This is a genomic window from Rhizobium ecuadorense (assembly GCF_001187535.1).
Classification (GTDB): domain Bacteria; phylum Pseudomonadota; class Alphaproteobacteria; order Rhizobiales; family Rhizobiaceae; genus Rhizobium; species Rhizobium ecuadorense.
Window position 1 is genome coordinate 1 of record NZ_LFIO01001083.1, and the last position, 11,585, is coordinate 11,585.

11 protein-coding genes are annotated in these 11,585 nt (G+C 63.6%); 5 read left to right on the forward strand and 6 right to left on the reverse strand.

Annotation, left to right across the window (positions count from 1 at the left end):
- Positions 1-67 precede the first annotated feature (67 nt).
- The 5 genes from AF337_RS22010 to AF337_RS22030 are packed head-to-tail and all read right to left on the reverse strand — an operon-like array spanning position 68 to position 5,454.
- Positions 68-847, reverse strand: coding sequence for a glycerophosphodiester phosphodiesterase (locus tag AF337_RS22010; RefSeq protein WP_049733812.1), 780 nt, complete (start codon positions 845-847; stop codon positions 68-70).
- A complete protein-coding gene (locus AF337_RS22015; RefSeq protein WP_049733813.1) occupies positions 847-1,902 on the reverse strand; it encodes an ABC transporter ATP-binding protein in 1,056 nt (351 codons plus the stop codon). The genes AF337_RS22010 and AF337_RS22015 overlap by 1 nt, the downstream gene beginning before the upstream one ends.
- Positions 1,902-2,744: a carbohydrate ABC transporter permease gene (locus tag AF337_RS22020; RefSeq protein WP_049733814.1), complete on the reverse strand. Its 843-nt coding sequence runs from the start codon at positions 2,742-2,744 to the stop codon at positions 1,902-1,904. Before AF337_RS22020 ends, AF337_RS22015 begins: the two co-directional genes overlap by 1 nt.
- A 2-nt stretch (positions 2,745-2,746) precedes the next feature.
- The gene (locus AF337_RS22025) at positions 2,747-4,048 is read right to left on the reverse strand and encodes a carbohydrate ABC transporter permease (RefSeq protein ID WP_049733815.1); all 1,302 of its coding nucleotides are present in this window, start codon (positions 4,046-4,048) and stop codon (positions 2,747-2,749) included.
- 59 nt (positions 4,049-4,107) lie between these two features.
- On the reverse strand, positions 4,108-5,454 hold the full coding sequence (locus AF337_RS22030) for an extracellular solute-binding protein (RefSeq protein WP_049733816.1): 1,347 nt from the start codon (positions 5,452-5,454) through the stop codon (positions 4,108-4,110).
- Between the two features lie 247 nt (positions 5,455-5,701).
- Here AF337_RS22030 and AF337_RS22035 point away from each other — a divergent pair, with 247 nt between their 5' ends.
- A complete protein-coding gene (locus AF337_RS22035; RefSeq protein ID WP_049733817.1) occupies positions 5,702-6,160 on the forward strand; it encodes a YbaK/EbsC family protein in 459 nt (152 codons plus the stop codon).
- Between the two features lie 84 nt (positions 6,161-6,244).
- Positions 6,245-7,252, forward strand: coding sequence for a Tim44 domain-containing protein (locus AF337_RS22040; protein WP_049733818.1), 1,008 nt, complete (start codon positions 6,245-6,247; stop codon positions 7,250-7,252).
- Between the two features lie 20 nt (positions 7,253-7,272).
- On the opposite strand, the gene AF337_RS22045 is transcribed toward AF337_RS22040, so the two are convergent.
- Entirely contained in the window at positions 7,273-8,304 is a 1,032-nt protein-coding gene (locus AF337_RS22045; protein WP_049733822.1) for a hydroxyacid dehydrogenase, read from the reverse strand.
- Positions 8,305-8,610: 306 nt separating this feature from the next.
- Between AF337_RS22045 and AF337_RS22050 the strand changes: the two genes are divergently transcribed.
- The 3 genes from AF337_RS22050 to cydD form a co-directional block, all read left to right on the forward strand.
- Positions 8,611-9,210: a HupE/UreJ family protein gene (locus AF337_RS22050; RefSeq protein ID WP_049733819.1), complete on the forward strand. Its 600-nt coding sequence runs from the start codon at positions 8,611-8,613 to the stop codon at positions 9,208-9,210.
- 279 nt (positions 9,211-9,489) lie between these two features.
- Positions 9,490-10,068 carry a GbsR/MarR family transcriptional regulator gene (locus tag AF337_RS22055; RefSeq protein WP_049733820.1) on the forward strand — a complete coding sequence of 193 codons (579 nt, stop codon included), beginning with the start codon at positions 9,490-9,492 and terminating at the stop codon, positions 10,066-10,068.
- A gap of 4 nt (positions 10,069-10,072) precedes the next feature.
- Positions 10,073-11,585: thiol reductant ABC exporter subunit CydD (gene cydD / locus AF337_RS22060; protein WP_049733821.1), on the forward strand; the 1,513-nt coding region annotated here is incomplete at its 3' end.

Genomic DNA, 11,585 nt, shown 5'->3' on the forward strand with positions numbered 1-11,585 from the left:
CGACACGGCGGCGCGCGAGACGCCCGCCGCACGCGCCACGTCGAAGGAGGTTACCTTGCGCGGTCCCTTATCCCTGTCTGGCAACTGCTTTTTCCCTCTCTGCCGACGGCCGCATCAGATCGGGAAGATCGGTGCAGATGCCGAGAACCGGAAGCGTCATGATGTCGTCGAGGATGGTCCGCCGCTCCTCGTGCCAGAGCACGATTTCGCGGCCGGCCTCGAAGGCGCGGCCTATCAAGGCCTCGGTTACCAGATCCTGCGGCCGCTCGCCTGCCCTTTCCCAGCAGAGATGCAGGATATCGGCGCCGGCCTCGTCACCCAGCGCATGCGGATCGTGGCCGACGCGGATCAGCACCGAAAGCGGAAAGTCGCAGCTCGCGTCGCGGAGTTCGCGCACCTGCGCCGTGTCGAAGGAGCCGAGGCAGGCAAAACGCTGGTTCATCTCGGCAAGATGGCGCCAGCAGAGCAGGCCGGTTCCCGATGCCTTCAGCTCGACATAGAGACCTGTGCCGGTCTCGCGGCCGAGAGCGGCGACCTCCGAAAAACGCGGCACGTCGACACCGTCGAGGGCGGCGAGCTCGGCGGCGGTCATGTCGGAAATGCGGCGGTCGACGCCGAAGACGCGCTGGAGATGATCGTCATGCGAGACGACGACCACGCCGTCGCGGGTCAGTTGCGTGTCGAGCTCCCACATCTCAGCGCCGAGTTCGGCAGCGCGGCGGAAAGCGGCGATCGTGTTCTCGCGCTCATGGCCGCTGGCGCCGCGATGACCGATGCAGAAGGGAAGCCGGCCCTTGGCGGCCGGCCAGCCGTAACGCTCGAAAAATGCCTGGAAATCGCGGGTCATCAGAGCCTCCTGCCATTTTCGTCGAAGACGAAGACGCCGCGGCTGTCGATCGCCCAGCGGACGTCGTCGCCGACATGGATGTCGTTGCGCACCGGCTGGATCGAGCGCAGCAGCGGCCCGCCGGCCAGCGCCACGTCGTAGAGGTTCTCGCGCCCTTGCGTTTCGGCGAAGGTGACCTTGCCGGACACAGTGACGTCGCCTGCCGGGGTGAAATGCTCCGGCCGGACGCCGAGCATCAGCTTCGTACCCTCGGCGGCGCCGACGGAACCTGGCAAGGGCACGCGGATTTCGCTTTCCGGAATGGCGAAGGCGCCCTTGTCGACGACGCCGCGCAGGAAGGTGATCGGCGGGTTGCCGAGGAAGCCGGCGACGAAAGCGGTCTTCGGATCATTGTACATTTCCGCCGGTGTGGCGATCTGGACGATCTCGCCTTCCTTCATGATGGCGATGCGGTCGCACATGCTCATCGCCTCAACCTGGTCATGGGTGACGAGAATGGCGGTGATGCCGGTCTCGCGCTGCAGGCGGCGGATTTCCGAGCGCATTTCGAGGCGCAGCTTGGCGTCGAGATTGGCGAGCGGCTCGTCGAGCAGCAGCACGTCGGGCTTGCGGATCAGCGCGCGCGCCAGCGCCACGCGCTGCTGCTGGCCGCCGGAAAGCTGCGCCGGCCGGCGCTCCATGAGATTGCCGATATGAACAAGTGCGGAAATGCGGTCGACCTCCTTGCGGATGTCTGCGGCCGGCACGCCCTTCACCTTCAGGGGGAAACCGATGTTTTCGGCGACCGTCATGTGCGGATAAAGCGCATAGGACTGGAAGACGACGCCGACGTTGCGGGCCTGGCTCGGCAGGTCGGTGACGTCGCGGTCGCCGAAGAGGATGCGTCCGCTGGTTGGCCGGTGAATGCCGCAGACCGCAAAAAGCGTGGTCGATTTGCCGCAGCCGGAAGGACCGAGCAGCGCCAGCATCTCGCCGTCGCCGACTTCGAGCTGCATGTTGTCGATGACCTTGGTGGAGCCGAAGCTCTTCGAGAAATTGTCGAGGAGGATGCGCATCAGCCTTTGCTCCCGCCGCCGTAGATGTTCATGAGATATTTGTTGAAGAGCGCGTAAGCAATCAGCACTGGGATGAGGTAGAAGAGGCCGACCGCCTTGAACATATTGAAATCGTAATTGTTGTCGTCGGCAAGGAAGCCCGCGAGGTAGACCGACAGCACCTGCACGTCGTTGCCCGGCGCCAGCACCTGCGGCAGGATGAACTCGCCCCAGCCGGAGAGGAAGGAGAACAGGCCGAGCGCCATGATGCCTGGTTTGACCTGCGGCAGCACGAGGCTGCGCCAGACGCGGAAACGCGAGGCGCCGTCGACGACGCCGGCCATTTCGATTTCCCAGGGCACGGTGTCGTAGAAACCCTTCATCAGCCAGATGCCGAGCGGCAGGTCGATCGCCGCCTTTACCAGGATGACGCCGATCAGCGAATTATAGAGGCCGATCATCTGCAGCACGATGAAGATGGCGATGATCAGCGTCACCGACGGGAAGGCGTGCAGCACCATGACGCCGGCAAGGAAGAAGCCGCGCGCCGGCACGTTGAGCCGCGACAGGACGTAACCGGCCATCGACGAGACGATGAGCACCAGGCTGGTGGTGCAGGCCGAAAACAGCAGCGTATTCAGCGTCACCTGCCAGATATTCGCCTTACCCGCCGTCGTCTGCCACAGGAAGCGCCAGTGATTGAGCGTCAGGCCAGAGGGCAGTAGCGCATCCGGCTGCTTCACCGTCACGGTATCGAGGAAGAGATAGACATACATCAGGAGCAGCGGCAGGCTGACGATGGTCAGCGCCGTTATGACAGGCCAGTTGCTGTAATTTGCCGAGGGCTGCGCGTGTTCTGCCATGGTCAATCCTCGATCAGGGGCTTGGCGACAAGGGTGCCGTAGTTGAAGACACGCAGATAAAGGAGCGACATTGCCACGCCGATGACAACGAGCACCAGCGCCATGGCGGCGCCGAGCCCATATTCGAGATTGCCGGCATAATTCCGGAGCGCCGTGTGATAGGCGGAGAGCGCCCAGACCTCGGTGGCGTTGCCCGGTCCGCCATTGGTGGCGAGCAGGATTTCATTGAACGAGGCGAGCAGCGACAGCGTCTGGTAGCAGGTGACGAAGAGGATCGGCCAGCGCATCTGCGGCAGAATGATGTAGCGGATCTGCTGCCAGCGCGAGGCGCCGTCGACCTCGCTCGCATGGAACTGGCTCTTCGGAATGGCCTTCATCGCCGAGGAGAACACCAGCATGCCCATCGAGGCGCCGATGAAGCCGTTGATCAGCACGACGAAGAACCAGGCATTATAGGCGGTATCGAGCAGGTAGTTCTTCGGGGGGTAGCCGAATTTGCCCATCAGAACGGAGATGAAACCGCTGTCCCAGGCGAGCCACTTCCACAGCATGACATAGATGACGACGGGCGTGATGCGTGGCAGGAGCCAGATACCGCGAAAGATCGAGGCGGACGTCGGCGGCATGTAATGCGTCCAGATGGCGAGCAGCAGGGCATAACCGACATTGAACAGCGTCAGCACCAGCGCGACATAGAGCACGGTGTTGAATAGCACACGCGCCATGTCGGGCGAACTGGCCATGCGTGAGAAATTGTCTGATGTCCATGTCCAGCCGGTATAGGTGATCTTGGCGACGGTTTCCTTCTGCTCCGGCGTCAGCTTGAAACCCAGACCGTCCAGCGCCGAAAACAGCTGCTCCTTGCTGTCGAAGCGGGTGTTGAGCACGGAGCGGTTGAACTGTTCGGAGATCTGCTTGACCTCACGTGTCGAAGGCCGCTCGGCAAGATCCTTGATCATACGCTCGACGTCGCGGCGTGCCGGGAAGACCTCGCCTGCATGTTTGGCGCGCAATTCCGCGGCAATCCCCGGCGCAAGCCCGAGGCCTTCGACGGCCGCGAGGCCCGCCTCGTCGATGGTGTAGCGCGGTTCGGCCATCTCGGTGGCGATCTCGGGCATCGCCGATTTCAGCGCGATCAGGGAGCTGGGCGCGATCTGGTAGACACCGCCGGAAATGCCGGTCGCCGTCGTCATGTTGGTCATTGAGAAGACCGCCGTCAGAACCACCGGCATCAGGAAGAACAGGATGATCATGACCGCCGCAGGCGCGATCATCACCAGTCCGAGCGTTCTGGACGATTTCATGGAAGGCCTCCTCGCGGAACCGACCGGGCGGCGGGTTTGCCGCCACCCGGAGGGGTGTTTCAGCGAATGACGATCTTGTCGCCCAGCGTGCTTTTCAGTTCGCTCTCGGCATCGCCGACCGCGGCGTCGACGGTCTTGGCGCCGGTCCAGGATGCTTCGAGGTTCTTCCACATGATGTTCCAATATTTGCCGAAATCGGAATTATTCGGCATCGCATTGGCATGCGGCAGCAGGCGCTCGGTGGCTTCACGGGTCCAGCGGTCGGCCGAGTAGAACTCGACGGTGGATTCGGACTTGGAGATGCCGAGATGGGCCGATTTGACCGCATGCAGCGCGTTGGTGCGCGGCTCGGAGGCGATCTTCACCAGCTGGGCGGCGATCTCGGTGTCTTCCTGGTCGTGACCTGCGGTCAGGAGATAGACGAGCGGATGGGTCAGCGTGTTGGCCTTGCCGCCTTCGCCGGCGGGGATCAGCGTGAAGATCACGTTGCCGAAGAAGTCCTTGAGGCCTTCCTGGTTGACGAGGCGGGCATAGTGCCAGGTGCCGGCGTCCCAGATGCCGGCCTTGCCGGTGGCGACTTCCTTCCACCACTGATCACCAGGCATGCCGATGTGGTTCTTCTTGGTGACGCCCGATTTCACGGCGTCGGCGAAGAACTGATAGGTGCGGGTCATCGCCGCCTTGTCGAAAACGAGCTTGCCGTCTTCTTCCATCGTGCCGCCGAACGAGGTGTAGAACTGCCAGTAGTCGGGGCCGTTGCTGGTGCGCGGATAGAAACCATAGCCGGGCTGGACGAGGCCCTTGTCCTGCATCTTCTTGGCGTCTTCGAGCAGGTTCTTCATGGTGTACTTGCCGTCCTGGACACTCTGCGGCAGCGCATCCAGATCGGCGTCGCTGTAGCCGATCGCCTTCATATAAGGCTTCCAGAAGAACATCGGACGGGATTCGGCATCCTGCGGAATGCCGTAGACGGTGCCATTGTAAGAGGCGATCTTCAACAGGTTTTCATAGATGTCGCTGAGCGGCCAGGAGTCGAGATCGACATAATCCTCGATCGGGACGATGAGGCCTGCCTGCGACCAGGGCGCGATGTCTTCATGGCCGCTGACGACGATGTTCGGGGCGGTCTTGGCTTCCGCCGCGAGGGTCAGCGCCTGCTTGAAGTCCTCCCAGGCGGAATAGGGCTTCTTCTCGACGGTGATCTTCAGCTCTTCGCCCTTGAGGGCGGCTTCGCGCTGCAGCTGCTGGGCTGCGATCTCGATGGCGTCGAGGCGATAGACGTCGTTCGGGCCGGTGCCGCCGGCCCAGACGCTGATGTGAACGTCCTTGGCAAGCGCAATTGCAGAGCTGGAGGCCAGGATGGCGGCAGCAATGGTGAGGGATTTCAGTGTCGGCAAGATGGTCATCTTCTTCGTCTCCCTAGAAGAGCAGTGTGAAGCCTCTTGGCGGGTCAGCGCTGCTGATGATGGCCGCTCCGAAACCCCACGAAAACGTGACGATGTCCGCTCTAGGGGTTTGATGTAACGGCCGAATGACAAAATTGAGCACGTGTGCAAAATTATTATGACGATGTCTGTCAGACTTGCAAGCGGCGGTTTTCGGCGGGTGGCTTTTGTGCTTCAAATCGCGCTTTTGCTGGTCTAGCATGGCATCATGAGTCTAGAATCCGTCCGCGCCTTCCTCCGTGCGCATGCACCCGATATCGACATCATCGAAACCGCCGAGAGCTCCTCGACGGTGGCGCTTGCGGCCGAGGCCCATGGCGTCGAGCCTGCCCAGATCGCCAAGACGATCTGCCTGCGCGTCGGCGAGCAGATGATGCTGGTCGTTGCCGGCGGCACCGCAAGGCTCGACAATCGCAAGTTCAAGGATAGGTTCGGCGCCAAGGGACGCATGCTCGACGCCGAAGAGGTGGTGGCCGTTACCAGCCATCCGGTCGGCGGCGTCTGCCCCTTCGGTCTACCCTCGCCGCTGCCGATCTATTGCGATATCTCGCTGAAACGCTTCAATGAAGTCGTGCCGGCCGCCGGCTCGACGAATTCGGCGGTGCGCATCGAAACCGGGCGGCTGGCCGAGCTGACCGGCGCCAGCTGGGTCGATGTCTGCCAGTAAGCGGCGAAAAAACTTCAAACCTGCGAAAGAGTACCTATATCCTATCCCGACCATGCCGTGACTGCGCATGACAGGAGATCAGGAATGCCGAGTGCCATTTCGCGTTTTGCCAAGTTCGCGGCGATTGCCGCTCTGACGAGCGCTACAGTTTTTGCTTCCCTTGGCGATGCAGAAGCGCGCCGGGCCGGCAGCAGTGGTTTCGGAAGCCGCGGTACCCGCACATTCCAGGCGCCGCCTGTCACCCAAACCGCGCCCGCCCCTGCCGCGCCAATCGAACGGTCGATGACGCCGCGTCCGCAGACCACGGCGCCAGCGACCGCGCAGCAGCCCTTCGGCGCCCAGCGCCCCGGTCTCTTCGGCGGCTTCGGCCGTTCGATGATCGGCGGCCTGATTGCCGGCGGCCTCCTCGGCATGCTGCTCGGTCACGGTTTCGGCGGCGGCTTCGGCTTCCTCGGCATGCTGCTGCAGATCGCACTGATCGGCGGTGCCGTCATGCTCGCCATGCGTTATTTCGCCAACCGCCGCCAGCCCTCCTACGGCGCCGGTGGTCAGAGCGGCTCCTTCAGCCGGTCCTATAACATGTCGCCCGCCAACAATTCGTCCTTCCAGATCCCGGCGATCGGTTCGGGTGCCGGTTCAGCTTCGTCCTCACGCGGCAGCCGGTCGAGCGACGAGATCGGGCTGGCGCAGGCCGATCTCGATCAGTTCGAGGAATTGCTGACCGACGTTCAGACCGCTTACGGTGCCGAGGATTACGCCACGTTGCGCCGGCTGACGACGCCTGAGGCGATGTCTTATCTTGCCGAGGAACTTGGGGAAAACGCCACCAACGGCGTGCGCAACCGGGTCTCCGACGTCAAGCTGCTGCAGGGCGACATTGCCGAGGCGTGGCGCGAAGACGGCCAGGAATATGCGACGCTCGCCATGCGCTACTCGTCGATCGATGCCATGGTCGAACGCGACAGCGGTCGCGTCGTTTCCGGCGACGACCGCCGCCCGAGCGAAAGCACCGAGGTCTGGACCTTCATGCGCAAGCCCGGCGCCGACTGGAAGCTCGCCGCGATCCAGGGAAGCGAACAGCGCGCCGCCTGAGGCGGCCCGCGTCTGCCGGCTTAATTCACTGCGACAGGCTTGGAACGCATGCGCGAAACTGTTTCGCGTTCCGCCCGCTTGCAGCGCATCGGCGGCAGGCCGCGATCCATCAGGTCCATGTCCTCGAGCACCATGTCGCCCATCTTCTTGAAGGCGCTGTCGAGCGCGCCGGCCCGATGCGCCGAGCGGATGAAGCCTTTCAGGCTCCGCACCGGGTGGTCGGCCGGCAGCGGCTCCTCAGGGTAGACGTCGCTTGCCGCGACGATATGACCAGACGAGACGGCCGCCATCAGCGCTTCGAAATCGACGACGTCGGCGCGGCTGAGCAGGATGAAGGCCGCGCCGCGGCGCATGCCGGCGAAGGCGTCGGCACCGAGAAATCCCTTGTTTTCACTGGTGACGGCGGCGACGACGAAGACGAAATCGCTCTTTGTCAGCACATCCTCCAGGCTTGCCGGCTCGACGCCGTTTTCCTCCAGGATCGAGCGGGGCAGCCAGGGATCGAACACCCTGATGCGCGCCCTGAAGCCGGACAGCAGCCGGCGCAGCGCCTTGCCGAGATCGCCGAAGCCGACGATGCCGATCTCCGAGCCGGCGATCAGCCGGGCACTCGCATTGCCCTCCCCGCCCCAGAGTTCGGCACCTTGGCGGAACGCGACATCCGCATCGACGATGCCGCGCGCCAGGGCTAGCGCGAAGCCGAGGCCGATTTCGGCGACCGGCTCGGCGAAGACCTGGCCCGTCGTCACGACATGGATGCCGCGCTCGAAAAGCACGTCATAGGGCATGTTGCTCAAAAGATTGCTTTCGACGTTGAGGATCGAGCGCAGGGCCGGCATTCCAGCCAGCGTTTCCACTGAGAGCGGCGGCTGGCCGATGATGTAACGCGCCCTGCCGAGGGTCTCGTCGCCGAGGCCGGCGATATCGTCGGGATCGGCCTCGACGATTTCGTATTTCGCATGCAGTTCGGCGCGCGCCTTGTCGGTGAAGATCAGATCGAGCGTGCGCGGCTCGGGGGCGCTGATTACCAGCGGCCGTTCGGTCTTCGTCATCGGGATCTCCTCCATCGCGGCGATCTGCCGCCTCGGCTGGATTGATAGCCGCTGTGCCTGGCTCTTTCCAGCACGCGGAAGAAACTGTTTAAAACGCGAAGGGGCTCGACGCGTCGGCCGATGTGAGGGGCGGCGCTATCGAAAGCGGCATCTGCCTATCAGATAAGCAATTGAATCGGCTTGGTATTTCACGGCATTTTCGTTGACGGCGCGAATTCTTTGAACTAGCGTGATGCGCGCGACTTGGAACCGGGCCTATGTTCGGCCGCCGCCGCCGGATTTCGAAACCTCACGAGGAAATGAACCATGAAATCAGCACTCAAGAGCGGCCTGCTGGCCTTGGCTGCCGCCGCGCTTCCAGCCGTCGCCTATGCGCACACCGGTGTTGGTCAGACCTCCGGTTTTGTGCACGGCTTCAGTCATCCCGTTTCCGGTCTCGATCATGTCCTCGCCATGGTGATGGTCGGCGTTTTCGCATTTCAGCTCGGGGGCCGCGCCACCTGGCTGGTGCCGGCGACTTTCGTTCTGGTGATGGCGCTTGGCGGTGCTCTCGGCGTTGCCGGCGTCAATCTTCCCTTCGTTGAAACCGGCATTGCGCTCTCCGTCGTCGTCCTCGGCGCGATCGTTGCGCTCAACGTCAAAGCCCCGACCGCCCTTGCGATGGGTGTCGTCGGCCTTTTCGCGATCTTTCACGGGCATGCCCACGGGGCGGAGATGCCGGAGGATGCCGGCGGGGCCGCTTATGCTGCCGGTTTCATGATCGCGACCGCGTTTCTCCATGCCGCCGGCCTCGGTCTCGGCTATATCATTGGCCGTGCCGGCAAACGTCAGGGCGCTTTCGTGACGCGCGCAGCCGGCAGTGTTGCCGCCATAGCAGGTGTCGGCATCCTGGCCGGGGTGATCTAAGCCGGCCGCCCCGCCAGCGGCGGCAGTCGCATCCATCATCGCAGTTCAATTGGAACGCCCGGTAACGCATTGCCGGGCGTTTTTGCGTCACCGCGGTAAAGTGTGGCGGAATTGACCCAAATCAAATCCAGCCATGTTGCTTCAGGCTATAGCTGACGCGCGATCGACGAACGGGCATCCAAATTGACGCAGGGCCGCCTTGCCGATTGTCGGCGAGCTGTAACAGTGAGTATAGTGATTTCAGAAATTTCTGAAATCACAGACGTAACGGAAACAACGATGAACCTGCCGCCTCTTGTTCAGTCCTTCGTTCTCCACTTCGGCGAAATGGGCTCCCGCTGGGGAATCAACCGCACGGTCGGCCAGATCTATGCCCTGCTTTTCGTCTCGCCGTCGCCGCTTTGCGCCGAGGAAATCGCCGACTCGCTCGGCATCTCGCGCTCCAACGTGTCGATGAGCCTGCGTGAATTGCAGGCCTGGAATCTCGTCCTCCTCAAACACAAGCCGGACGATCGCCGCGATTTCTTCACGACGCCCGATGATGTCTGGCTGATATTGAGGACGCTTGCCGAGGAGCGAAAGAAGCGTGAAGTCGATCCGACGCTGTCGGTTCTGCGCGAAATCCTGATGCAGCGTCCCGCCAGCGAGGCCGAACGCCATGCGCAGCAGCGCATGAACGAAATGCACATGCTGATCGAGCAGCTGACGCATTGGTATGAAGACGTAAAACAACTTGAAACCGAAAGGCTCGCAACGCTACTCTCGCTAGGCGCGAAAGTGACAAAGCTTCTGGAGGCCAAGGACCGGGTGGTTTCGCTCGGCCGCAGCCGCCGGCCGAATCCTGCGAACAAGAGTTAGCGCCATGGGCACTGCTTTCTTCGACGCGACAGACGGATCAGAGACGCGGTCGCCGGAGGGCGATGCCGTTTCGCCCCGCGGTGAGGGGGCGAAAGCTGGGCTGCGCAGGGCGGCGATGCTGCAGGCGCTGGCCGCCGCCATCTGGATCCCGCAGGCCGGCTTGCTCGCCATTTCGATCGGCCGCATTGCCGATGGCGGCGGATTGCACGACGTCCTCTGGCCGGCCTTCGGCATCCTCGCCCTCGGATTGGCAAGAAGCTGTCTCGACGCGGCCGGCGGCCGCCTCGCCTTTCGTGCCGCGCGCGCCGAACTCAGCCGCAGGCGGCAGGTCGCGGCTGCGGCCCTTTGCCTGTCGTCGCCGATCGATCGTGGCCGGCCGGCCTCCGGAAAAGCTGCGAGCGTCATCGGCGAGCAGGCCGAACTCATCGTGCCCTATCTCGCCCGCTTCCAGCCGGCGCGGGTGAAGGCGAGCCTCGTGCCGCTGGTCATCCTTGCCGCGATCCTACCGGTCTCCTGGATCGCCGCGCTGGTTTTGCTGTTCGCCGCGCCGTTGATTCCCATCTTCATGGCGCTGATCGGCTGGCGTGCGCAGGCGGCCAGCGAAAAACAACTCGTTGCGACAGGTGGCCTCAACGGTTTCCTGCTCGATCGGCTGCGCGGGCTGGCGACGATCCGGGCGCTCGATGCGGTGGAGGCCACCGCGCTCAGGCTGCGCCGCGAGGCGGAATCGCTGCGTATGCGCACCATGGCGGTGCTGAAGATTGCTTTTCTATCCTCGGCCGTGCTCGAGCTTTTCGCCGCGCTCGGCGTGGCGATGATCGCCGTCTATGTCGGTTTCAGCCTGCTTGGCGAGATCCGCTTCGGCGCCTGGGCAGGCCGGCTCGACCTGACCGAGGGACTGTTCATCCTGCTGCTGGCGCCGGCCTTCTTCGAGCCGCTGCGCGAGCTTTCGGCCGTCTGGCACGACCGGGCGGCCGGCGAAGCGGCGCTGCAAGCGCTGGATGCTCTGGCTGCTGGCGGTTTGCCGATCCGGGGATCGGCCGAGGCCGCGGCGCTTACCCGCGCCGAGGCGCCGGCCATCCGCTTCGACAATCTCGCCTTTCGCTATGGCGCAGACGAACCGCTGATCCTCGACGGTTTCAACCTCGATATCGCTGCAGGCGAACATCTGGCGCTTCTCGGCGCCAGCGGATCCGGTAAATCGACGCTCCTGTCGCTGATGGCAGGGCTGGCCCCCTGCACCGGCGGCCGCATCGTCATCGGCGATGTCGAGCTCGCGGATGAGACCGCCGCGGTATTGCGCAGCGGCATGGCGTGGATCGGCCAGAAGCCGCATATCTTTGCCGGCACCGTTGCCGGGAATATCGCACTCGGCAGAGCCGGCGTGCTGCGCGGCGATGTGGCCGATGCACTGGATGCCGCCAGACTCGGAAGGGTGGCGGAGGCCTATGGCGGCCGGCCGCTCGGCGAGGGCGGCATCGGGTTTTCCGGCGGCGAGGCGCTGCGGCTTGCAATCC